Below are 24,984 nucleotides of genomic sequence, written 5' to 3'. Positions count from 1 at the left end.
TTATTATCAAATCTTACCACGACATAACAGAAGATTCAATTTCTTCTTCTACATCGTCGGGGAGCAGTTCGAAAAAGTCGTAACCGGTGATTTCTTCTATATAATTAACAGAGCAAAGGTATTGCTCCCAGCTGCCGTTTTTGCCGCAGCCTTTTTCATTAGGAACGTTTACGGCAATAATTTCTGTCTGACCGCTGCGGGTGGCGCGTTCAAAATCATTCTCCCCTTCCGGCATAAAGAGGATGATTTTCCAGGTGTGAGAAGGAACCGTAATCGAAAGCTCTCTGCCGTCCTTGAGCGTAATCGGAATTTCTTCAAAATAGCCCTTGTCGCCACTGCCGCCCTTACCGTAAGGACCTGCAAAAATGTAGGCTTCTTTACCGGCAAGCACCTGTTCTCGCTCAAACTTTTCCAGGGCTACCCAGACAATGCGGTTATTATCCGGAGCCTGAGGTACCATGTTCGTCATTAGGAAGGTCATGCTGTTGTCTTCGGTGTTGGCAGTGCGGTCGGCCGACGGACAGATGTGGCCGCGGTCAAAGCCGTAATAGGTAAACTTATAGTCGTTTTTGCGGACTGCGTACCAGCCGGCGGGCAGCTCAGTGTCCGGGCGGAAGGTGTCTGCCCGGTCGGCTTCTCCCAGGTCAGAAGTGGCAAGATGCCAGGCCACCCAGTTGGGATTCAGAGTTTCGCTGTTGTAGCAGATTGTGAATTGCGGCTTTTCCATGAGGTAGTTTTTTGAGGCGGCAGTGTCGGCTATTGAGTCAGAAGGATTTCCCCAGAAGAGAGGAGAGTTCTCTGCGTGGCCCTGGTCAAGGGCCGGATTGGAGCCGGAGGTGCCGGTGGCGTTTGTTGCATTGGCGGCGTCAGAGGCGCCAGTGTTTTCTCCGGCATTTCCGGTAGTAGTGGCAGCTGGCGTTACGGAGCTGTTGTCTCCGGCTCCCCCCAGATTTTCTGCAGCCGCCGAAAGCTCCGCCTTAATTTCATTAATCAGCGGCGGCTCAGTCTGCACGAGCGCTAAGCCGTCCTCGTCTACTACAAAAGTCGGTTTGCCGTAAAGATACCAGGCTCCGGCAGCAAGCAGCAGCACAAGGCCCAGCAAAACATATATTACTTTTGATTTCTGATTTTTCTTAGACTTCTTTTTTCCACCCATAATCAGCTATTATATCACAAAAACTGAATGAGATAATGACATTTCCGACAAAACTCATATTTCCAACACTTTTTGTCGGAAATATCTATAATCATAATTTTTACAACCAGGGTATTTTCCGACAAAAGCCCACACAGATAGTCGTTTTGTCGGAATATTCAGAAATCAAGAATGTTGAAAATCTGCAATTTTCCTACAAAATCACCCCACAACTGTCGTTTTATCGGAAAAATCAATTCTCTTGCACCAAATAATCGTCAACTTTTCCGACAAAACAATACTCAACCCTAACTTTTGTCGGAAAAAACAACTTCATCAGCTAAAAATAACATTGTATTTTTCCGACAATACCACTCGCTTACCCCCATTTTGTCGGAAAAATCACCTCCCCGCCCTCTTCATCATATTCGCCCCCAATTTTCACACTCTCAGTAAATCGTTATAATCAATTTTGTGAACATTCTTTCTATTAATAATCTTTCTAAAATCGGGCGGGAAAAGCCGCTTTTTACCGGAGTTACTTTTGGCATTCAGGAGGGCGAAAAAGCAGCCCTCATCGGTCGTAACGGAACCGGTAAGTCTACCCTTCTTGCAACAATTGCGGGCGTTCTGCAACCCGATGAAGGAACCGTGGTAATTAACCGCGAGGCCGGTGTGAGCTACCTGCCACAGACACCTTCTTTCAACGAAAACGATACAATCCGCGAACATATTTTTAAGAACGATTCTCCAAAGCTGGCCGTAATCCGCGAATACGAAGAAATCTGCGAAGAGATGGCAAATGCGGGCGGGACTTCGTCAGACACAGGTACTGCAGGCACCACTATTTCATCCGGACTCCAGCACCGTTACGAAGATATCATGCACAAAATGGATACCGGCGACCTCTGGAATTACGAAGCACAGATCAGTTCAATTCTCAGCACACTCGGCATTACAGATATGACCCGCCGCATGGGAACACTCTCCGGCGGAATGTGTAAAAAGGTTGCTCTGGCCCAGGTTCTGGTTGAAGACACAAAACTTCTCCTGTTAGACGAGCCTACCAACCATCTGGACATTACGACAATTTACTGGCTGCAGAATTATCTTCACGACACAAAACGTTCTGTTCTTATGGTAACTCATGACCGCTGGTTCCTCGACGCCGTTTGTACAAATATTTATGAACTGGCCCGCAACCGCCTCAAGCTCTACGAGGGCAACTACAGCCAGTACCTTGAAAAAAAAGAAACCGAGGCCGAAATAGAAGCAAACACCGAACGCCGCATAGAGTCTGTTCTCCGCTTTGAACGCCAGTGGCTGCTGCGAGGTCCCTGCGCCCGTGGTACAAAAATCAAGGCCCGCATTCAGCGCGACGAACAGCTTATAAACCGTGAAAAGTTTCAGGCCGACAAGGGCTTTACTTTTGAGGTTAAAGGAAAGCGTCTGGGCGGCAAGGTTCTCGAGCTCCATAATATTTCAAAGAATTATCCTAAGGGATATGTTGGAACAGATGACTGTCATGCTGAACTTGTTTCAGCATCTCCTGATAATAGATCCCGAAACAAGTTCGGGATGACAGAGGGGTATGTTCCGGTTATCAAAAACTTCTCCTACGTCTTTACCAAGGGTCAGAAAATCGGAATCTTCGGCGACAACGGTTCCGGCAAATCAACCTTCCTCAATATAATCACATGCCAGCTGGCCCCGGACAGCGGTAGTGTAGTCGTGGGCGAAAACACAAAGTTCGGCTACTACACACAAAATCCTGTGTTTGCCGATACTAACTTAACTGTTCTTGAATACATAAAAGAAACCGCAGAACACATGACTCTCAATAAGGGTAAGAAAGAAGTAAGCGCAACAAAGTTTCTCGAAGAGTTCGGTTTTGAAGGAAAGATTCAGCACTCCCCTGTAAGTACCCTCAGTGGCGGTGAACGTAAGAGACTTTACCTCGTAAGACTTTTGTTAGAGAATCCTAACTTTCTTGTGTTAGACGAACCTACCAACGACTTTGATATTTTTACAATGAATATACTCGAACAGTTCCTTGAACAGTACGAGGGCTGTCTCCTGCTTGTAAGCCACGACCGTTACTTTATGGACAAAACCGTGGACAGTCTTTTTATTATGGAAGAAAACGGAGACATAAGCGGCTTTGTAGGCAAGTGTTCGGAGTATATTGAGTATCGCGAAGAACTCAAAAAAAATACGGTGGTTGAGTGCCCGAGAAGCGGGTGTATCGAAACCACCGAAACCACAAAAAACACCGCATCAAATAATAAGTCTCAGAGTTCTGAGGTGGTTTCGATACAGCCTTCGGCTAACTCAACCACCGCAGCAAAGAAAAAACTTTCCTTCAAAGAACAAAAAGAGTTCGAACAATTAAACGAAGAAATCCCGGCGCTGGAGGCTGAACAGAAAGCCCTTGAAGAAAAAATGGCCTCAAGCAACTTTGACGAGGTTCGCGCCGCCGGAGACCGCTACAAGGAAATTGACGCTCTGCTGGCAGAAAAATATCCGCGCTGGGAAGAACTGGCGGAGCGGGCTTAAGGTTTCGATACGGCCTTCGGCCTACTCAACCTCCGAACAGGCAGCTTTTACATCTTCTAACGTAAACTCTTCCCTTCCCGCCTGGCCCGCAAGCAAGGCAGCGCTGTTCAGCACGCTTTCGATTTTTGCGCAGGAGAAGCCCTGGAACTCGTGGGCGAGATTTTCTGGACTGCACTCTGCTGCCGGCTGTTTTCCACGGCTATACATTTCAACAAGCTGGCGTCTTGCAGCCTCATCCGGATAAGGAACAGTAAGCTTTGCGTCAAAACGGCCGGGTCTTATCAAAGCCGGGTCCAGAGCCTTAATCGAGTTAGTCGCGGCTATCACAAGCACACCCTTCGAAGCTTCAAAGCCGTCAAGTTCATTCAACAGCGCCGTTACAATTCGTGTATTTTCAGTCTCCAGGGCAGAACCATTGTAATTTCTGATTGTACCAATTCCATCAAACTCATCAATAAAAACAATACAGGGAGCGCGGCGGCGGGCCTTCTTAAAAAGAAGCTTTACCTTAAGAGGACCAATCGCCATAAACATACTTTCAAAATCTGTTGCCTTGGCAGGAATAAAATTGATTTTCGCCTCCCCGGCCAGCGCCTTGGCAAAAAGAGTTTTTCCGTTTCCCGGATCGCCCTCAAGAAGAATTCCCTTTGGCATACGGATCCCCTTCTTAGCAAACTCGGCAGGCTTTTTCATAATTTCCATAACCTGCACCATATCGCGCTTGAGCTTATCCATGCCGACTACATCATCAAACTTAACGCCAGTCTTATGAACAACCTTAAAGGTGTTAGGGCTGATAAACTTCCTGAAGGCAATGATAATTACTCCAAAGAAAAAGAGATAGAAAATTGCATCGAAAATCAGAGAGATAATTTCTGCATCATCCTTCGCAACCGTCACCTCAATTGCCCTCTTCATCAGCTCTTCCTGGAGCAAAGGCGAATTTGGATTCTGAGTCTTAAATTTTACTGGGCTGGCTTTTGTTGAAAAATGAATTACATCTCCGTCAAACTTTACGGAAGCAACATCTCCGGCCTCAACACAGTTCCAGAAATCAATATAGGAAAGCTTTTCTTCCCGCCCGTCAAAATAATCCCAGGCAAAATAAGCGGCAGCACACAAAAGAGCCGCAATAACAAACACAAAAAATCTTTTACTATTTTTCTTCATACATAAAATATATAAATTCCATCCAAAAAAATAAAGTAACTATCACGAAATGAGATAAAACATGCTATACTATATCAGGAGACTTTTGATGAAAAACGTTTACACTTCCTGGAATCTTGATCTTCTTGCCGACAAAATGATTGAAAAAATCATCGAGAACTGGAAAACTCCTTTTTCTTCGCCGGCAGTTGTCTTTACCGATCCGAAAACCGAGCAGTGGTTTAAGTTGCACTGGCTCAAAAGCAAGGCTACCGGTAATTCTATTCTGATGAATCTCAAAACTCTCCGCATCCAGCAGTTTCTTTTTGATTTAGTAAGTTCAAAAAGTCCTGAAGCCAATAATATTGAAAAACTTTCTGTTGAACTTCTGCGTGATGTTATAATTTCAAAGCTCACAGAAAAAGACGACTCAGAAAAGTATTATTTTCAGACACTCGGCGCTGCAGAGGTAGAAGCTTACATTACAGGCGGCTCTACATCAATCAATGCAAATCATCTTTATGATTTTTCTGAAACAATTGCCAGTCTTTTTATGGATTATGAAGATGTCAGACCAGATACTCTTAATGAAGTTTTTGAAAAATCACACTGGCAGAAAAAACTCTATTCAGATTTGAATCAGAAAGATGAAATAAAAATCAATAACATAAGTTATCTTACCCTCTTCCAGCTTGAAGAGCTGAATAAAAAAACAAACAATAATTCGCTGACTTTTAACTGGCCGGCAGAACGACCTGTTTTCATTTTTGGCTTTTCCGGCCTTGGTCAGATTTACCGTAATATTCTGAATGCTTTTTCAAAGGAACATACACTCGAAGTTTTTCTTCAGACTTCTGATTATGGAAAGGCAGAAAATCAGCTGCTTAAAAAATGGGCAGAATTTGGTCAGGAGCATCTTCAGCTTTGGACAAAAGACACCTCTGCTCACAACCTGACCTCTTCCGACTCATATTCTAAAACCGATACAATTCTTCACCGTGTTCAAAAGTCAATTGCAGAAAACTCTGCACTAATAACAGAACAATATTCCGAAAAAGATAATTCTCTTACACTCACAGGTGCTCCTACCCGTCTTCGTGAAGTTGAAGCTGTACATTCTAAAATCTGTAAACTGCTTGCGCAAAATGACGGGACTCAGCTTGGAGATATTCTCGTTCTTGCTCCACAAATTCAAGAATATAAAACTGCAATCGAACAGGTATTTGACCAGATTGATCAGACAGAACAGTTTAACGCAGATTCTGCTTTCCCATATATTCCATATACAATCGCAGATTTTTCCGGCGAGCGTTCCCTTACCGCAGAAGCCCTGCATATTCTTTTTGGAATTTTGAAAAAAGGTTATCTTAGCCGTTCAGATGTTTTTGAACTTCTTCATAATTATCTGGTTCAGACTGTCCGTGGCATCTCAGATGAAGAAGTTTCGAATTGGGCAGACTGGGCATCAAAACTGAATATCTACAGGGACCGCGAAAAGCATAAAGAATGGCAGAAGGCAAAAAACCGGTTACTGCTGGCACGTCTCACAAGTGACCTTGTTGAAACTACCGAAAGTAAGTTTCTTCCGTTTGAATCCATGTCGACCGCAGACAGTGACTCCCTCTACAAATTTATTCAGGTAATTGATGAACTTGAAGAATGGGCAGAATATTCAACTAAAGACAAGTTTAATGTAAATGACATAAATCGTCTTGAAGAACTTTTGAAAAACTGGCTTCTTCTTGAGGACAATATTCCAGACGGGCTTTACAATGAAAGTCTTGTATTCCAGAATGTCGTTGAAGAAATAGAACGCCAGCGTATTACTGCTGACACAGAAGTTTTTGCAGACTGTTTTGCGAATGCGCTTTTTGATCGTTCCGCAGCAGTAACCCTTCACAGTGCAAATATTTTAACAAAGGGCATTACCTTCGCTAACTTTGAATCAAACCGTGTCCTCTCAGCAAAGTATATTTTCTTTATGGGGCTTGATTCAAAAAGCTTCCCTGGCGTAGACAACGACAAGGAGCTTGATCTCAGAAAACTAAACGGAGACCGTCAGCCCGGAGATGAATCAATTCCGCTTAAAAATAAAAATGCTTTCCTCTGCCAGCTCATGGCTGCACGCGAAGGTCTTTTTATCAGCTACGTAAATAAAAATCTTCAGAAGGACGAGGACTTTTTTATGTCTTCTGTTCTTAAGGATTTATTCGAGACAATTTATCCATTAAATAAAAAAATAAAAAAGCAGCTTTACGAGACTCAGATAAATATTGATGAAGATCGTTTCTGGAGTGAACTGTACACTCAGCGTGAATTCCGAAATAAGAAAAACTTTATAAAGCTTCAGGAAAGCGAAACGGCTCAAACTGAAAAGTTGACACAGCACGTCGAAGCTTCACAAGAATCCTCTACTGCATCAGACACAGTTTCTGCCCTTCCAGACAGAATAACAATAGGTCAGATGAAAGTATTTTTGCAGGAACCTTTTATCTTCATGGTTTATCAGAAGCTGAATAATAATTATGATGATGAAGAAAAAGAGCAGCTGGAATTTGAACCCCTGTCCCTGAATGCAAAAATCAGCTCTGACATCAGAAAAGCTTATATTCAATCAAAACTCCAGAATGAAAATACAATTACAGCTGAAAGCATTTCTTTTGAACTGAATATTCAGAATGCACTTCCTGATGACTTCTTTGGAGAAAAAGCAGCCGAAATTGTTTTGGAAAACAGTAAGACAATTCTTGAAATAATACAGGCCTGTCCTTTCGCCGGAAATCTTGTATTTAATGAAAACACTATGCTGCTGATTAAACAGCTTCCAGGAATCACGCCAAAAGACTGGTTTATTTCCGGAGAGCTTGCCTGGTATAACAGCGACTTTAATCAGACAAAAATTATTAATACGCTGGAGCTTTCGAATTCAGAAAACGTCCTTACAGGTTATATAAGCTCCCTTCTTCTGCTTGCATCTCAACCAGAAAGTGACACCAGCGAATACAGCATAACCTTGAATGCAGTCCTTCTCTCGGATGGACAGGCAAGAATTAAATATCAGAAATATAAGACAACGCCACAGTTCGCACGTACTATTCTCAACAAAATCTATAATGCAATGTTTATTTCACGATTTTCTAAGAGTGCTCCTGCTAAACTTGTAAAAGATGATTTTAAGAAAAATATTGATGATCAGATTTCCTTCCAGACTTTTAAGAAAAATCTGAATGACACCTTTGGAAAAAGTGAATGGCAGTATTTTTCAAAACGTAAGCTTTTTGATTTAGACAAAGACATCGGCTATACTCATGAAAATTTTGCAGAAGAGTGGCAGGCTTCAAAAGCTCATCAGACCGAACTTATTCAATACATAGCACAAAGTGCTTCGAATACTACAGGCAGGGGAAAATAGAATGGCACTTAAAGAATTTAATTTAGATAATTATTCTGACATTACAAAATCAATGTATATTCAAGCCTCTGCAGGAACAGGAAAAACTTATAACATTACCGGCATTGTTAAAAAACTCATTGATAAAAAAGTCAGGCTTGAAGAGATTCTTGTGGTTACCTACACCGAAAAAGCAGCTGGAGAATTACGCGACCGTATCAGGGCAAAATGTCCAGAAGAGGATGTTGATAATGCAGCAATTTTTACAATCCACTCCTTCTGTCAAAAGACCCTCAGCGAATTCTCATTTACAGCAAATCAGTGTGCATCGCTTTCTCTTGTTGCTGATGATGCAATTGATGATTTTATTGACCGCTGGATTCGAGATGTACTGAAAAACAATTCTGATTTCAGGCAGCTATTTGTAGATGCAGAAAAACAATCAACATTCATAAACAATCTAAAAAGAGATTTCAAACAGGCGCTCTCAAAATATTATCTTGATTATCAGAATAATGAAGTTGAAAGCATTGTAAAGCTTGATGAAGACAACTTTATTTTCATTGAAGATAGGCCACTCTCTTTTGCTGACTTTGAACAGGTTACAGCCCCTCAAAGAATAGAAGATCTTTTTATTATCCAGGGCTTTGAAGAGGCCTGGACAGAACTGAATGATAATCTCTATGCAAAAAAGGCTGAAGATTTAAGGAACTCGATTTTATCAAACATCAGTCAAAATCACACTTTTGGTTTTGATGGAAGAAGCATACAGGAGAGATGGATTGGAGAAGAAATCACCCAAGTATTCCTCTACTTTAAGAATCTTAAAGATCCATATAAAAAGCTTCTTGAAAAAAGATCTACTCTGGCACTTAAGAAATTCTATATCTCGCAGCTCAAAAATCTTTACATTGCCTGGCAGCAGGAAAAAGAAAACAATAAAATGCAGAGCTACGATGATATGCTCAGAAGTGTACGGGAAGCAGTCTGTCTGCCGGAATCGGCACTAAAAAAGCAGCTTCAGAAAAAATATAAATACGCAATTATCGATGAGTTCCAGGACACAAATCAGAAGCAGTGGGACATTTTCAAAACAGTATTTATGAAAGACTCAGACCACGTAATTATTGTTGTAGGTGACCCTAAACAGTCCATTTATTCCTTTCAGGGAGCTGATGTAAACGTTTATGAAAATGCCATTCAGTCAATTGCTGCAAATGGAGGTGGAGAATACTATCTTGCCACAAACTTCCGTTCAACTGACTCCATGGTAGAAAGATGTAATGATTTATTCCGGAATAAAAATAACTGTACGCCTTTTTTCAGTCAGAAATCCGGAATTACATTTTCTGACTCAAAGCCTTCTCATAAAAAAGCCCCTGCACAATACTGCGAAAAAATCATAGAGCCGGTATGGATAGCCGGAAACTCTGAACACAGGACAACAGAAGAAAGCTTTGCCACAATTGCCGTTCAGCAGATTATAGACTGCTGTTCTTTTGTAAAGGGAAAAACAAAGCTTCAGGTTTTCGATAAAGATAAGGAAGATGCTACCGGTAACTGTTCTGAACTCCGCAATGTAAGCTTTCATGATTTTGCCATTTTAGTTCGTTCATCTTCTGAATATGCAGAAATTGAGCGGGCTCTAAAAAAAGCCGGTATTCCGTCTCTGCGTTATAAGGACGCAAACCTTTTTGCAGGAAAAGAATGCACACAATGGCTTGCTCTTTTTAATGCAATAACCGCAAAAGATTTTACAGGACAAAAAAGAGCAATTTTAAGTGAAGCTCTTTTTACAGATTTTTTCTGTATTCCACTTGAATCAGTTGAAAGTGAAGAATTTGACAATCCTTCCTGTCAGCAAAGACAGATTATAATTCAATGGCAGGAGATTGCACGTCAGAGAAAATGGGCAAAGCTTCTTGAGAATATTTTTGAAGTTACAAATATAGAAAACCGTCTTTCTGATTTAGGTCAAATGCAGTCACTTTCTAAAATCCGTCAGATTGGTAAATACGCGGTTGATTATCTTTATAAAAGCGATAGTTCTATTGAAGATTTGAGCAAACACCTTCTGCGTCTTTCAACCTCATCTGATACTTCTATAGATGAAGGTGATATTGTTGAAAAAGGAACTGATTTTGACTGTGTTCAACTTATGACAATCCATGCGTCAAAGGGACTTGAGTTCCCTGTTGTTATTGTACCGGCCGGCTTAAGAAATAGAAATGAACAGGGAGCCCGGGCATGGCTTTATCATGATGAAGATAGAAATGCAAAACTGAGCTTCTGTGATTACGGAAAAAAGAAATATCAGACAGAAGAAGATTATGAAAGAGAAAGACTTTTCTATGTTGCTTACACACGCGCCTCATCCATTCTTATGCTTCCTGTTTATGATGTATGGGAATCTGAAGAAGATAAGGATGCTAAAGACGGTATTTATAATTTCTTAAATGACAACATTACAGCTCTTTCTGATAAAATAGATAAAGAAGGAAATCCTCTTACAAGAAGTATTTCAGAAAGCACAAAAAGTTATGATGAATTAAAGGCTGATGCACTGACTATACTTCAGGAATTCAAAAAAATCAAAGATGAAGAAAATGCAGAACGCATAACTAAACAGGATATCAGCGAAGAAGAACAGCTTGATGCGACAAGAGCTCTCTCTTCCAGGATACCGTCTCTTTCTATACACAAACATTCCTATTCTTCCCTTTCACACAAGAAAGCTGTTACAGAAGAAATGACAGCCAACGGCGGACGCGCAGATAAAGAAGGCGCCGAAGAACAGAAGTATTCTCTTGCAGGCTTTGACCTGTCAACAAATCCTGTTTCTTATGTTGCTATCCCTGGCTCAGACGAGATTTGCCCGCCGGCCCCTGCAGCTCCTTACAACTATCCTAAGGGAACCAAGTTTGGTATTGCGCTTCATGAAGTTTTTGAAAAAGTTGATTTTGGAGTTAGTGAAAGTGATGAAGGTCTTCGCCGTCTCATAACGACCTGCTTCGAAAAGCAGACCTTAAGTATCCCCGGGGACGATCCAGATCACTGGCTCACATACACAGCCACCCTCCTCTGGAATACTCTCAACGCAAAACTCCCGGAAATTACCGGCTGCACAGAGACAGGCCGCTATTTTAAGCTCAGCGAGCTTGCAACCGAAGACCGGATCAGCGAAGCCGAGTTCAACATGAATGCCGACATAATCGCGGGCGCCCCGGCCAGCTCGGAGACCTCCGCCATCCTAAAAAATTATTGCAACGGCTTTATCGACCTCGTCTTCAAACGCAATATCGAAGGCAGAGACATTTATTCCATTCTCGACTGGAAAAGTGATACCTTCGAAACAGACGAATATTCAGACGGCAATATTCTCAAGACTCACACCGATGACCGCTATTCAATTCAGCGTGTTTTATATTCTTACAGTCTCATAAAATGGCTTGCTTCATTCTATAGAGATAAAACCGAAGCACAGGTTTTTGAAAACCATTTTGGCGGAATTTATTATGCTTACGTCCGCGGCTGTCATGCAAACACCTGCAGCGGAATATATGCACGAACCTGGAAAAACTGGCAGGAGCTGGAAGCCGCATACAGAAAAATAATGGGAGCAGAACATGAAAGCAGATAAAAAACAACTTACAGATTTTTTCAAAAAACTCTCCGACATGAACTGCATCACCCCCGTCTGGGAAAAGGTTCTTGAGGTACTTATTCAGCTTGAACCCGATGTCAGCTTTGAAGCGCTTGCCGTAATCTGCATTTATTTTTCACTCCTTGATGACGGCAATATCTGTATTCCTGTAAGCCAAGGAAAACTCATAGATAAGTGGCAGAAAAAATGGGAAGGACTTCTTTTGCAGGAAGGCCTCCTGGCCCAGAAAGCTGATGATGATAAATATTTTGCAGATATAATCAACAAAGGCCTGCCACAGATTTCTTCAACACAGCTTCCAAACCTCATAGCCGAGGGAAACTTTTTCAAACCCTTTATAATAGATGCCGGCTGGCTTTTTGCAACAAAATACTACAAGGCAAAAATCAGTATAGAAACCAGAATCAAGCTGATAATGAAGCACAATACGATTAAGCCTCTTGAGGAAGAAAAGCTGGCAACACTTGAATACTTCAAAAACCTCACAGGCTTCGAAGGCCACTCTCCAATGACTCTTAAGGACGAACAGCTTGAAGCCCTCCTCCGAGGACTGGACGAAAATCTGATTATTACCGGCGGTCCTGGAACCGGAAAAACGACTGTAGTCTGCTATCTTTTGTGGAAACTTTTCCTCACAAAAGATGTCATGGATTATTCTCTCTATCTTGCAGCCCCAAGTGGAAAAGCTGCTGACCGAATGAAGGAAAGTATTTCCGAAACTCTTGCCCGACTAAATCTTAATGCTATTCCAACCAGTCAGGAGCGTGACAAAGCTCAGGCGGTTTTTGCTAAACTTAACAGCGCCCAGTCTTCTACGATTCACCGTCTTCTCAGCTTTAATCCTTCGACCAACGGCTTCCGCTACAACGCGGAAAATCAGTTTGATGAAAAGTCTATTTTTGTAATTGATGAAGCAAGTATGATAGATATCACACTTTTTAGTGCTCTGCTCGAAGCAATTCCTGAAGGAGCACGAGTTTTCATTCTTGGTGATAAAGACCAGCTGCCTTCTGTTCAGGCAGGTGCGGTGCTTGGTGAGCTTCTTGCAAAGAAAACTAACAGCGTTGCAGAGCTCAAGCAGTCAAGCCGCTTTAATGATAATTCTGATGTCGGTCGCTTGAAAAAAGCAATGCAAGAAGAAAAAGCTCTGGATAAAGAGCTTGCCTTCTTTACCCAATGGGATAACTGGAAGTTGACTCATAATTTTTCTGATATTCCACAGGGAGCATTCCCTGTTACGAGCTTTGTACCGGAAAAGAAATATTCTGACAGAACAGTCCAGCTTGAAGAAATAATAAATACGTGGAACCAGGCTTTTTATGAAAATCTGACTTCCCAGGCTCTTGCCGCTTCCCAGGATTTTGAAAAGAATAAACTCGACTCTCTCTGGCAGTCCGCAAGCAAAGCCCGCATTCTCTGTGCAGAACGCAAAGGACTTCAGGGTGTTGAGTCAATCAATAATCAAATCTGCAACAGTTTGAAAAAAACTCCACAGGCTGCTAATGAGGACTATTTCACCGGTCAGCTTCTCATGCTCACAAAGAATCAGTCTATCTTCTGTCTTTACAACGGAGACTCAGGGATTGTAGTAGAAAAGAATGGCTTAAAATATCTGATGGTTAAAAAAGAAATAAAAAATATTTCAGACCTGCAAAATGCAGCAACCACTAACGACCGTTCGTTAGCACAGCAGGGCATTTTCCAGAAGGGGAGTTATCTTTTCTACCCTCTTCACCTGCTGCCAAAAGAATCTATTGAAACTGCATATGCCATCACAATTCATAAATCGCAGGGCTCCGGCTACAAGGCAATTCTGGTACTTCTGCCAGACCAGCCGGGCCATCCCCTCTTGAACCGACAGATTGCTTATACCGCAATTACACGAACCGAGGGAGCAACTTATATTTATGCAGATTACGACACGCTGGAAGCCGCACGTTCGACAGTAATCCAGCGTGACACACAGATTCACTTATAGATGCTGAAACAAGTTCAGCATGACGACCAGCGACTGTCATCCCGAACTTAGGGAGCGACGGCTGTAAGCCGGCAAAATGCTCCAGTGGAGCATTTTGAGCGAGTCTCCGAGCAGCTGTGCTGCGAAGGGGCAGGGATCTATTCGTTCCGCCCCGCAGCTTTACTTGCCTGCTTCAGCCACTTAGCCTGGTCCGCAGTAATCTGTTCCTCAGTCGCACGCCACTTCCAGTTTTCTCCAACTGATGACGGGAAGTTCATTCTTGCTTCGTGGCCAAGACCAATAAGATCCTGCATTGTAAGGATGCAGACAAAAGCCTTAGACTCAAGCGCCGCCTTCATCATGGTCTCGCGCATCTGGGCTTTATCGGTGAGTTTAAAGTATTTCATTGCGTGGTCGAGTTCAGCCGGGCTAGCCGACTCAACCCAGCCGTTGATCGGGTCGTTGTCGTGTGAGCCGGTATATACAATGCTGTTTTCAGGAATGTTGTGAGGCAGATAAGTATTTGTATCATCTCCTCCAAAGGCAAACTGAATCACCTTCATTCCAGGGAAACCGCAATCACGCAGCATTTTGTGAACACGGGGAGTTAGGTAGCCCAGATCCTCAGCAATAATCGGAACCTTACCCAGGGCCTTTTCAACTTCCTTAAATAAGTCAACTCCAGGTCCCTTGCGCCATTTTCCGTTTTTAGCATCTTCTGCCCCGTACTTAATACAATAGAAGGATTCAAAGCCACGGAAGTGATCGATTCTTAAAATATCATAAATCTCAAGGCTGGACTTAATTCTCTGCTTCCACCAGCCGTAACCGTCTTCTTTCAGAGCCTTCCAGTTATAAACCGGATTACCCCAGAGCTGGCCCTTGTCGGTAAAGGCATCAGGAGGGCAACCTGCAACCTCAAGCGGAACTCCCTTCTTGCTCAGCAAAAAGTTTTCCGGATGAGTCCAGACGTCGGCGGAGTCTGCAGAAACGTAAATCGGAATATCACCGATTATCTTAATATCCTTAGATGCCGCATAGGCACGAAGCTCTTTCCACTGCTTAAAAAAGAGGTACTGCAGCATCTTGTAGTATTCGATGCGACGAGCACACTTCTTTTTCCAGTCAGCCAATGCCTTGTCTTCTCGCAGTCTTATATCTTTTTCCCAGTCCATAAATGAAGCACCGTTATGTGCATCCTTTACAGCCATAAAGAGGGCAAAATCCTCCAGCCAGAATTTATTCTTGCGGCAGAAGGCTTTATAATCTGCTGGAACTTTCTTTTCAAAATTATTCTGCAGCTTTTCAAAAAGCTCATTGCGCTTTACATAAAGAAGACCAAAGTCTGCAGAGGTCGGGTCCTTTCCCCAGTCGATTCCGTCATAGTCTTTTTTCGCCAGCAGGCCGTCTTTTTTCAATAAATCAAAATCAATAAAATAAGGATTTCCTGCAAAGGTCGAAAAGCTCTGATAAGGCGAGTTACCGTAACCTGTAGGACAAACCGGCAGAATCTGCCAGTAAGACTGCCCCGCTTTTGCAAGGAAATCTATAAACTTATATGCATTTTTACCAAGGGTACCGATTCCAAAAGGTCCAGGCAGCGACGAAATATGCATGAGAACGCCGCTTCCTCTTTTCTTAAACTGTGATTTGCTCATACAAAAATTATACACCAAATGACACAAACCCGCAAACTCGTTATAATCATTTTCACTATGTTTAAACCAGAACTCATTAATTCAATCAAAACTTACAACACGAAAACCTTTATCAGCGACCTCATTGCCGGCCTTATCGTCGGAATCGTCGCCCTCCCCCTTGCAATCGCATTTGCCATTGCTTCAGGCGTTAATCCTGCAGCGGGACTTTTTACCGCAATTATCGCAGGCTTTTGTATTTCTGCCTTCGGCGGCAGCCGCGTTCAGATTGGCGGCCCTACAGGTGCCTTTGCAGTAATCGTTTACGGCGTTGTTGCCCAGTACGGACTTTCAGGACTCGCAACAGCAACCGTTATGGCCGGAATCATGCTGATTCTCCTCGGCGCCTTTAAGATGGGCGGCCTTGTAAAGTTCATTCCTTATACTATCGTAACAGGCTTTACAGCCGGAATCGCAGTAACAATCGCTGCAGGCCAGCTCGGAGACTTCTTCGGACTCCGCCCGGACTTCTCTCAGCCGATGATGATCCTTGGTGAAGAATACAGCAAAATGCCTGGCGACTTCCTTCCAAAAATCATCGTGTACATCCGCTCGGCGTCAAGCTTCAACCTTTACTCAACAATCATGGCTGCAGTCTGCCTTGCCTTCATTTTTATCTGGTCTAAGTTTATAAAGAAGATTCCTGGAAGCTTCGTTGTAATCATTCTTGCAACAGTCGTAAGTATCATTCTTGAAAAAACAGCTGGCCTCCATACAGACACAATCGGAAAGTTTGCCGACGGCTCACAGCACTTTGTAATTCCAAATACACTTCCAAAGCCACAGCTGCCGGCCCTCAGCATCAAGACAATCACAACACTTTTCCCTACTGCAATTTCAATCGCAGTACTGGCCGCAATCGAGTCACTTCTTTCTGCTGTAGTTGCAGACGGTATGATTGGTACAAAGCATGATTCAAACACTGAGCTTATTGCACAGGGAATTGCAAACATCGCAAGCCCTCTCTTCGGCGGAATACCTGCTACAGGCGCAATTGCCCGCACAGCAACAAACATTAAAAACGGAGGCAAAACTCCGGTTGCCGGAATCATCCACGCAATCACACTGCTCATAATTCTCCTCTTTGCAGGAAAATACGCAGCCTACATTCCAATGGCCGCTCTTGCCGCAGTGCTTATCAACGTTGCCTGGAACATGGCAGGCTTCCCTGCAATCCGTGCACTTCTTAAAGGTCAGAAATCTGATATCTGTGTTTTTGCGGTAACTTTCCTTATTACTGTTTTTGTTGATTTGACAGTTGCCATTGAAGTTGGTCTTGGCTTTGCTGCCTTCTTCTTCATCAAGAAAATGATTGATTTGTCTGAAGTTCAGAATCAGAGAGAAACTATTACCGGCGGTATCAGAAAAGATCAGCCTGCTGAAAATCTGGATATTCCGGCAAATACTTTTGTTTACGAAATTGAAGGACCTCTCTTCTTTGGAACAGTACGTAAGTTTGAACTCGCAACAGAACGCGCCCAGTCAGACTGCAAGTATCTTGTTCTTCGCATGAGAAACACAATTTACCTCGACGCCGGCGGAATCAAAGCGCTGGAACAGTGTAAGGCAGCCTGCGACCGCAAGGGAATCACAATCGTAATCAGCGGTATTCACACACAGCCTTATCTGCTGCTGGAAAAGACAGGCATGGCAGATAAGCTTGGACGTGAGAATATTTTTGACAATATTACTGATGCGCTTAACAGGTGCCGTAAATAAGGTAATTGTAAAAATACCGGCTCATAAAAAAATCTAAGTGGCTCCCGCTGGTGCTGGAGCACAAAACTGCTCGCTTTCCTTTTTTTGTGTAAGAATCCTGCGGCTTTCGTTCCGAAAGTCCTCGGATTCTTTTTATGGCTAAGCGCCAAAAAACTCAAGAGGCAGTTTGTACCCCGCACCTGCTCCGCCACTTAGATTTTTTATCATAATAATTCTACAATTACCTTCCTTCCGAACTTGCACGCGTACCTTATTTCGTCTAAAATATCCTCATGTCAACAAACGAATTCGATGATAAAACTGTATACATTCTGGACAGCTATGGATTGATTTTCCGCTGTTACTTTGCTTTCATCAGCCGCCCACTTACAAACCAGCGGGGCGAGAACATTTCGGCCCTCTTCGGCTTTTTCAGAAACTTCCATTATATACTTCAGCATTACAAACCCGGCTATATTGTAGCCGCTATGGATAGTAAAACAAAAACCTTCCGCCACGAAATGTACGATCAGTACAAGGCCAACCGCCCTAAAACTCCGGAAGACCTGCACGCCCAGGTGCCATGGATCTGTGAAGTTCTCGAGGCTCTCGGCATCCCCGTCCTTCAGTGCGACGGCTACGAGGCAGACGACATCATCGCAACCGTTTCCCGCAAGTGCCGCGAATCTGGCCGCACCTGCCGCATCCTCAGCGGAGACAAAGACCTCATGCAGCTGGTAGACGAATCTACTCAAATCTTAAAACCAGTAACAGGCGGCGAAACCTGGAAGGTAACAGGAATCGAAGGAGTAGAAGCCGAATGGGGCGTAAAGCCTCCTCAGCTCCTCGACCTTCTTGCCCTCTTTGGTGACTCAGCCGACAATATTCCGGGCGTTCACGGAGTTGGTGTAAAAACCGCAGCCAAGCTCATCGGCGACTATTTCGACCTCGACGGCATTTACGCCCACATAGACGAAATCAAAGGTGCCATGCAGAAAAAGCTGGCCGAGGGTAAAAAGGATGCCTACTTTAGCCGCGACCTGGTCCGCCTCTGCGACACCGTTCCCTGCCCGGACATAGACGCCGCCATTTCCCGCGACAATTACACCTTCAATTACGCCGCCGCAGCCGACATCCTTATGAAGTACGGAGTTCCTGCCGTTGCCAAGCAGTATGCAAGTCTTGGAGTTGAAAAGATGTCGAAAAGTACGGTGGTTGAGTGCGAGCAAAGCGAGCGTATCGAAACCACCGAAAACACATCTGGTGTGGTTTCGATACAGCCTTCGGCTTACTCAACCACCCCTCTTACACTCACCCAAAACGACACTTCAAACTACCGTGCCCTCACAACTCTGTCCGAGCTCACTTCTTACATCGACGCCGCCCTCAAATCCCCACAGGTAGCCTACGACAGCGAAACAGACGGCCTCGACACAATCACTGCAAACATTCTCGGCTTCTCCCTCTGTTACGAAGAGGGCAAAGCCGTATACATACCAATCGCCCGCGAGTCCGGTGACCTTTTTGCAGACAGCACAGGCATATTGCTAAAAGATGCCCTCACACAGCTGCTCCGCCTTTTCCAGGCAAAAGACGTAACAGTTATAATGCACAACGCAAAGTTCGACCTCAAAGTCCTTGCCACAAACATCAAAAAAGCAGGCTTCAAAAATGCCGAGCTTACAGACAAAATCTTAGAATCTTCTATTTACGATACAATGATTTACGCCTGGCTTCAGAATCCGGAGCGCACCGGCAAAAACAGCTACTCGCTTGAATCACTCGCCGAACAGCTTCTCGGCCTCAAAGGCATTGAGTTTTCTGACATTGTAGAAAAAGGCCAGACCTTTGCAGACGTACCTCTGGAAAAAGCAGCCCCATACGGCGCCGAAGACGCAGACTTTACACTAAAACTGGCACAGGCTCAGCAAAAATGTGGTTTCGATACGGCTTCGCCTACTCAACCACCGGTGGTCGAGTGCCGCGACAGCGGTGTATCGCCGGTGGTCGAGTGCCGCGATAGCGGTGTATCGAGACCACCCCTCGAAAATCTTTTTTCTCTTGAAATGAAGGTCCTTCCAATCCTTACCCGCATGGAGCTTACCGGAATCCACCTGGACACTGCCACCCTCCACGCTTACAACAAGGAGCTCACAGAAGGCATCGCCGCGGCGGAGCAGGCCATCTACAAGGAAGTCGGCCACGAATTCAATATCTCTTCTCCAAAGCAGCTGCAGACAGTTCTCTTTGAAGAACGTGGCCTCAAAGCAGGCAAAAAAACAAAAACCGGCTACTCAACCGACACAAGCGTCCTCGAAGAACTTGCCTTCGAAGATCCTGTTCCCCGCATGATTCTCGACTACCGCGAAATGGCAAAGCTTAAATCAACCTATGTAGAAACTCTGCCAAAGCTTACAGACGACCAGGGCCGCATCCACACAGATTTCGTACAGACCGGAACCGCTACCGGCCGCCTTTCCTGCCGCGACCCAAACCTGCAGAACATCCCTGTCCGAAACGAAGCCGGCCGCCGCATCCGCTCAGCCTTTACCGCGCCGGAAGGAAAAGTCCTCATTTCAGCAGACTATTCTCAGATTGAACTTGTTGTTCTTGCCCACCTTTCTGCCGACAAAAATATGAGCCAGTCCTTCATAGACGGCACAGACGTACACAAGGCCACCGCCGCCCTCATCTACGGAGTTAGCCCGGATGACGTCACACCTGAAATGCGCCGCACAGCAAAAACAATCAACTTCGGCGTAATCTACGGAATGTCTGCCTTCCGACTGGCCCGCGACCTCGGCATAAGCCGCACACAGGCATCTCAGTTCATCGAAAACTACTTTGCGCAGTACGCAAACGTAGACGCCTTTATCAAAGACACAATCAAAAAGGCAGAAGAGACCGGCTGGGTAGAAACCCTCTTCGGCCGTCGCCGCCCTATCATGAACATCAACAGCCGCAACAAGCTGGAAAAAGCCGCAGCCGAACGCATTGCCGTAAACACTCCTGTTCAGGGCTCTGCCGCAGACATAGTAAAAACTGCAATGCTTTCAGTAAGCGAGGCCCTGGCAAAGAAAAAATCTCCTGCCCGCCTCCTGCTCCAGGTTCACGACGAACTTATTTTCGAATGCCCGGACGACCAGTCAACAATCGACGCAACAATCGCCCTCATCAAAGATAAAATGGAAAACGCAGTAAAACTCAATGTTCCTCTGCGTGTAAGCATTGAATACGGTAAAAACTGGGGAGAATTCCATTAATGAGTATCATCGCAGTTGTCGGCCCCATGGCAGCCGGCAAAAACTACATCTGTAATCAACTCAAGGAAGAAGGCTGGGCTGCCGTAGATGCAGACATCCTCGTTCACGACGCAATTGAGCTGGTAAAAGATAAAATCCTCAAAACCTTTATCCCCTACGCAGAGTCCCAGAATATCAAACTGACACACCCGGACGGTAGTATTGACCGCAAGGCTCTGGGAAGTCTGCTCTTCTCTTTTCCGGAGCTCCTGGCAATTCAGGAATCAATTGTTTACCCGATTATCACAAAACAGATAGAAAACTTTATAGACGGCCACGATAAAACAATTATCAACGCAACGGTTCTCTATAAAACACCTGAGCTTTTAGCCCGCTGCGAAAAAATCATTTTTGTAACGGCGCCCCTGCTCACCCGCCTGCGCCGTGCCCGCCGCCGCGACCATCTGCCTCTAAGACAGATTCTCCGCCGCTTCCACGCCCAGCGCAATCTGCTGAAAGAGTATCAGAAAACAAAAATACCACTTGAGATTATTAATAACAAATAGATTGCCACGTCGCTGACGCTCCTCGCAATGACATTCAATGTACCCCATCATTGCGAGCCGAAGGCGTGGCAATCCATTATATCGTGGACTTTCTCGAAACAAACAAAACTGAAGCAGCAATCAAGGCAACAATGTAAATCACAAGACCTGTTATCATACCGCCCGAAATTCCAAGTCCACCTAACATAACGTAATTTATGAGACGGAAGAGGAACATAATCATCTTATAAAAAAGCATTGAAATAAGAATGAATGGAATAAAGGCAAAGGCCCATGAAAACTTAAAGTACTGAGTTGCTCCAATTCTGTTATTCCAGCCAAAGCATGCAAGTAGTACAAAGAGTACTAAAATCCATAAAGGATAATAAAGTCTGTTCATTAAGGCCTGTCCGTATACCTCGGTACAGAAGCCGTAATTTGCTGCCATGCGTACAAGCTTAATCAAAGAAGGTAAAGGCATGGATTCCGGTGTAGAAGTTGATTTTTCCAGCAGGAGAAAATCATCATAAGGAATAGAAAGCAGCATATACTCAGGGGTAGTTGCAGTTTCACCATTCTGGTAGGTATAAAGCGGCTCATGATGAATATCCGGTGAATCCCGGCCCACAGACTTAAGCATGATGTAAGGAACACAATCAATGCTGTCATCAATTCCCATAAGCTGTTTAGTTGTAGGTGTAAGGGTTTTAACAGAAACAGGAAGAACCTTTGCGTAAGGAACAGTCATGGTTCTGAAAACTTCCCCTGCCCGGCTCACAGAAAGAATTGTAAGGGCACGAAGATACTGAATTGAATTTCCGGTAGAAGCAACAGTTGCCATTCCCTTAAAGTAAACTATATCGCGGGAGCCGTCTGCATATTCGTAAGCGAAATAAACATCATTTGCGCTTTCAAAGCTCTTAAGTTCAAAAGTCTCATCAACAAAGAAACTGCGTTCATTAATTCTGTTTTCAGCAATCTCAAGATAAAAAACTACATCAGGGTCCGACTGCATTTCGCGGGACGACTGATAAAGCTCGCGGAAAATATAATAGGCCTTAAGATCATCCTTCTGAACCAGGGCAAGATAACCTTCATACTTTCTTTCAAAAGTCAACTGTCCCTCTGTTTTTGCAAGATTATGATATTCAGTAAGATTATTCCAGGCTGCTGTCGACATCTTTTTCAGTTCTTCCAGATTAGGATCCTTAGGAGTCGCAAGCTTGATACCCAGCTCAGAATAATAGTGAGCATTAAACCATTCTTTTTTTTCAAAAGCTTCCTGGGCTTTAAGATAGAGCTGATATACCTCGTTAATCTGAGCTGCGTCTATAACTACCCTGTCAACTTTCTCTGCTTCTTCTACTGATTCATAAAGCTTAAAACGGAGATTTGATGTACGGGCACGGTTAATCTCAACATCTGCCCTGTCGCGTAAGTTAAGAGCCTTTTTCTCGTTAGGACTCAATTTAAGAGCTGCATCTGCATAATTCATTGCACGCTCATAGTAGCCGTTATCAAAAAGCTTGTTACCAACATTTATATAATCATTAACAATCTTAGGGCGGTTTATGATTGAAGCTTTTTTGTTTGCGGTCAGGAGAACCATTACTTCTGTACAGATTGTAAGAAGGAAGGCTAAAGCAATTGCTATAATCATTACAATCTTAAAACGATCCATCATTGCTTTAGAAAAACGCTCTGTACTTCCTTCTGCATTACGGCCAAAGTGAACCGAGCAGCTTACGACAAATCCAGTAATAGCGACTCCTGGAATATATCTGCCAAAGTTCTGCAGACTTGTCATAAGTTTATAAACAAAAACAGAAGCCTCAGGAACCTCAGAAGGAATATTACTCATAAAGCCGACAACAAGGCTTACTACTAAACCTATTGCTATAAATATTGAAAGAATACCGATTATTTTTTTCATATACCCCTTCCCCTGTTAGCCTTTTTTAACATGATTACGAACCACGTATTTAATAATACCACTGGTAATAAAAATTACAGCAATAAGACAGTTGAGTATAAAAAGAACTGGTTCACTTACTATTCCACCAAAGGCTCTGAAAAATCCGTTACTCATAATTCGTGCTTTTATTGCATCAAACTGAGGAGCAAAATACAAAGAATTAAGACACAAAATTAAAGCAGTTGTAATAAAAAGCATAACCGCATTTAAAAGTCGCCATTCAAAGAAATTAGTAATTCCATATACAGAACATAAAAGAAGTATAAATGAAATCAATGTAAGCAGATGAGCAAGACCACCAAAATATGCCCCGCTGATCATAGAATAAAGAAGTTTAAAATCTATAGGAACAGGACTTTCATCTTCTCCAAAGATATTCTTCAACTGAATCTCACGGAAAGGAGCTGCTTTTCTGTTAAGGGCAAGACTTGGATAATCTGCAACAGGCTTATACTCCACTCCACCATTTTCTGAAGTATCAATAATGACAGCAGGTGCTTCTGCAGCCCTTTCCGAAACATTTACATTAAAGTCTCTTGTAAAATAATAAACGTCGTTATCTACCTTACGGAAATAATCCGGTGAAAGATATTCTGTTTTATTTTCAAAAGAAATCTTTTTATTACAGAAGTCTCTTAGCTTTATTGAAGCCGGCATAAGAACAGCCCAGGTCAAAAGACAGAGAATGATATATACAATCAGCTGCAGCGTTCCGCCGGGTCTTCGTATCCTATAGTAAGAAATCAAAGGAAGGATGAAAACCTGCATACAGAACAATACATAAAAAAGCGACTTAAATAACTCTTCATCCTTAAAGAAAATAATATCTCTGCCCGCAATGAATCCAAGCAGATTTAAATAAAATGAATATAATATAGTTCCCGCAATTGTTCCCACTATAAGTACAATCAAATAAATTAAGGCTAATTTTAATGCTTTTTTCATATTTGTCCTTTACAGCGTTATTATACACTATATTATCGGCAAAAAAATAATATTTTTTACTATATAAAAAGTTTGCAGAAAAAATGATTATATGCCGATAATAAGTTTGACATAAAAGACATTTCTTAGATATAATATAGTAATAGGACTAAATATGGATAATAATGCAATTATTCCAGGATTCGACAACGATAAGGACGACAGTCTTACAATCTCTTTGAGAAAAGCTGAAGGTGTACCACACGGAATGTTTATCTATCTTAGTGGATACATTGATACCTACAATTCAAGCTTTTTCCAGAAGCAGATTCAAAAAGTAATGGATGCTGGGTTTATCAACTTAATTTTTAACTGTTCATCATTGAACTATGTATCATCAACTGGAATTGGTTCTTTTACCGTTTTTCTTAAGGTTGTAAAACCAAAGGGTGGAGACGTAATTCTTCTTGAAATTCAGCCAAAGGTATACGAAGTATTCCAGCTGCTTGGCTTCTCTCAGTTCTTCAACATTAAGAGTACTGCAGATGAAGCTATTGCATACTTTAACAATGGTGGAACTACATCAAGCAATTCTGTATTCCCTCTCGTTATTTCATGCCTTGTATGCAATAAAAAGCTTCGAGCTACCAAGTCTGGCCGATTCCGCTGTTCAGGCTGTCGTTCAATTCTCGCTATTAACGAGAACGGAGAAGTTTCTCTGGGCTAAAGTACTGTATAACAGTGATTTACAAAGGACTGGTTTTTAAGCCAGTCCTTTTTTTTTAACGATTCTTCGATTTTAGGATGTGGATAAACTGTGGATAAATTGTCATTTATTCTGTTAATTTCCATCTAAAATTTAAGTTTTTTTAATTAAATAACAAGTAAAAAACAAAGTCAAATTTTATTACACAATGTAATTCCTTGTATTACAAGAAATTACAAAGGTTTTATAAATTTTCGTAAAATTTCGTAATTTTTTTTAAAAACCCTATTGACATGTCATTTTGACCCACAAAGATTTTTAAATTGTGGGTAACTTGTGGGTAAA

General features: G+C 43.0%; 13 protein-coding genes. 8 read left to right on the top strand and 5 right to left on the bottom strand.

The genetic code is table 11. From position 1 onward, the window contains the following. Positions 1–13 precede the first annotated feature (13 nt). Positions 14–1,156: a DNA/RNA non-specific endonuclease gene (locus G626_RS15695; protein ID WP_022932056.1), complete on the bottom strand. Its 1,143-nt coding sequence runs from the start codon at positions 1,154–1,156 to the stop codon at positions 14–16. A 453-nt stretch (positions 1,157–1,609) separates the two neighbouring features. Between G626_RS15695 and abc-f the strand changes: the two genes are divergently transcribed. Further along, complete coding sequence (gene abc-f / locus G626_RS0106890; RefSeq protein ID WP_022932055.1) at positions 1,610–3,691, top strand: ribosomal protection-like ABC-F family protein; 2,082 nt, start codon at positions 1,610–1,612, stop codon at positions 3,689–3,691. 21 nt (positions 3,692–3,712) lie between these two features. Here the strand turns inward: abc-f and G626_RS0106885 are convergent, their stop codons facing one another. Then, entirely contained in the window at positions 3,713–4,861 is a 1,149-nt protein-coding gene (locus G626_RS0106885; RefSeq protein ID WP_022932054.1) for an ATP-binding protein, read from the bottom strand. A gap of 88 nt (positions 4,862–4,949) precedes the next feature. On the opposite strand from G626_RS0106885, the gene G626_RS0106880 reads away from it, so the two are divergent. The 3 genes from G626_RS0106880 to G626_RS0106870 are packed head-to-tail and all read left to right on the top strand — an operon-like array spanning position 4,950 to position 13,873. Continuing rightward, positions 4,950–8,252 (top strand): exodeoxyribonuclease V subunit gamma, encoded by a 3,303-nt coding sequence (locus tag G626_RS0106880; RefSeq protein ID WP_022932053.1) that lies wholly within the window; start codon positions 4,950–4,952, stop codon positions 8,250–8,252. Between the two features lies 1 nt (position 8,253). Beyond that, positions 8,254–11,871, top strand: a complete 3,618-nt coding sequence (locus G626_RS0106875) for a UvrD-helicase domain-containing protein (RefSeq protein WP_022932052.1) — start codon at positions 8,254–8,256, stop codon at positions 11,869–11,871. Further along, a complete protein-coding gene (locus G626_RS0106870) occupies positions 11,858–13,873 on the top strand; it encodes an ATP-dependent DNA helicase (protein ID WP_022932051.1) in 2,016 nt (671 codons plus the stop codon). Before G626_RS0106875 ends, G626_RS0106870 begins: the two co-directional genes overlap by 14 nt. 137 nt (positions 13,874–14,010) lie before the next feature. Here the strand turns inward: G626_RS0106870 and malQ are convergent, their stop codons facing one another. Continuing rightward, a complete protein-coding gene (malQ, locus tag G626_RS0106865; protein WP_022932050.1) occupies positions 14,011–15,510 on the bottom strand; it encodes a 4-alpha-glucanotransferase in 1,500 nt (499 codons plus the stop codon). A 57-nt stretch (positions 15,511–15,567) separates the two neighbouring features. Here malQ and G626_RS0106860 point away from each other — a divergent pair, with 57 nt between their 5' ends. The 3 genes from G626_RS0106860 to coaE all read left to right on the top strand — a co-directional run bounded on the left by G626_RS0106860 (position 15,568) and on the right by coaE (position 21,055). After that, positions 15,568–17,268, top strand: coding sequence for a SulP family inorganic anion transporter (locus G626_RS0106860; protein WP_022932049.1), 1,701 nt, complete (start codon positions 15,568–15,570; stop codon positions 17,266–17,268). Between the two features lie 272 nt (positions 17,269–17,540). Next, positions 17,541–20,510 carry a DNA polymerase I gene (gene polA, locus G626_RS0106855; RefSeq protein ID WP_022932048.1) on the top strand — a complete coding sequence of 990 codons (2,970 nt, stop codon included), beginning with the start codon at positions 17,541–17,543 and terminating at the stop codon, positions 20,508–20,510. Beyond that, positions 20,510–21,055 carry a dephospho-CoA kinase gene (gene coaE, locus G626_RS0106850; RefSeq protein ID WP_022932047.1) on the top strand — a complete coding sequence of 182 codons (546 nt, stop codon included), beginning with the start codon at positions 20,510–20,512 and terminating at the stop codon, positions 21,053–21,055. The genes polA and coaE overlap by 1 nt, the downstream gene beginning before the upstream one ends. A 76-nt stretch (positions 21,056–21,131) precedes the next feature. Here coaE and G626_RS0106845 read toward each other — a convergent pair whose 3' ends face one another. Both G626_RS0106845 and G626_RS0106840 read right to left on the bottom strand, forming a co-directional pair. Further along, positions 21,132–22,967, bottom strand: coding sequence for an energy-coupling factor transporter transmembrane component T family protein (locus G626_RS0106845; RefSeq protein ID WP_022932046.1), 1,836 nt, complete (start codon positions 22,965–22,967; stop codon positions 21,132–21,134). 15 nt (positions 22,968–22,982) lie between these two features. Next, positions 22,983–23,954 (bottom strand): hypothetical protein, encoded by a 972-nt coding sequence (locus G626_RS0106840; RefSeq protein WP_022932045.1) that lies wholly within the window; start codon positions 23,952–23,954, stop codon positions 22,983–22,985. Between the two features lie 154 nt (positions 23,955–24,108). On the opposite strand from G626_RS0106840, the gene G626_RS0106835 reads away from it, so the two are divergent. Further along, entirely contained in the window at positions 24,109–24,660 is a 552-nt protein-coding gene (locus G626_RS0106835) for an STAS domain-containing protein (RefSeq protein ID WP_022932044.1), read from the top strand. Positions 24,661–24,984 lie beyond the last annotated feature (324 nt).

The sequence above is a fragment of the Treponema bryantii NK4A124 genome (genome assembly GCF_000421345.1).
In the GTDB taxonomy this organism is placed as follows: Bacteria; Spirochaetota; Spirochaetia; order Treponematales; family Treponemataceae; genus Treponema_D; species Treponema_D bryantii_B.
The sequence above is the reverse complement of the archived record's forward strand: the minus strand, read 5'-3'. Positions and strand labels throughout refer to the sequence as shown.

Bases quoted from the DNA above. Each gene is read 5' to 3' on its own strand.
- G626_RS15695 (WP_022932056.1), bottom strand. From the start codon at position 1,156: ATGGGTGGAAAAAAGAAGTCTAAGAAAAATCAGAAATCAAAAGTAATA.
- G626_RS0106885 (WP_022932054.1), bottom strand. From the start codon at position 4,861: ATGAAGAAAAATAGTAAAAGATTTTTTGTGTTTGTTATTGCGGCTCTT.
- G626_RS0106880 (WP_022932053.1), top strand. From the start codon at position 4,950: ATGAAAAACGTTTACACTTCCTGGAATCTTGATCTTCTTGCCGACAAA.
- G626_RS0106875 (WP_022932052.1), top strand. From the start codon at position 8,254: ATGGCACTTAAAGAATTTAATTTAGATAATTATTCTGACATTACAAAA.
- G626_RS0106870 (WP_022932051.1), top strand. From the start codon at position 11,858: ATGAAAGCAGATAAAAAACAACTTACAGATTTTTTCAAAAAACTCTCC.
- malQ (WP_022932050.1), bottom strand. From the start codon at position 15,510: ATGAGCAAATCACAGTTTAAGAAAAGAGGAAGCGGCGTTCTCATGCAT.
- G626_RS0106860 (WP_022932049.1), top strand. From the start codon at position 15,568: ATGTTTAAACCAGAACTCATTAATTCAATCAAAACTTACAACACGAAA.
- polA (WP_022932048.1), top strand. From the start codon at position 17,541: ATGTCAACAAACGAATTCGATGATAAAACTGTATACATTCTGGACAGC.
- coaE (WP_022932047.1), top strand. From the start codon at position 20,510: ATGAGTATCATCGCAGTTGTCGGCCCCATGGCAGCCGGCAAAAACTAC.
- G626_RS0106845 (WP_022932046.1), bottom strand. From the start codon at position 22,967: ATGAAAAAAATAATCGGTATTCTTTCAATATTTATAGCAATAGGTTTA.
- G626_RS0106840 (WP_022932045.1), bottom strand. From the start codon at position 23,954: ATGAAAAAAGCATTAAAATTAGCCTTAATTTATTTGATTGTACTTATA.
- G626_RS0106835 (WP_022932044.1), top strand. From the start codon at position 24,109: ATGGATAATAATGCAATTATTCCAGGATTCGACAACGATAAGGACGAC.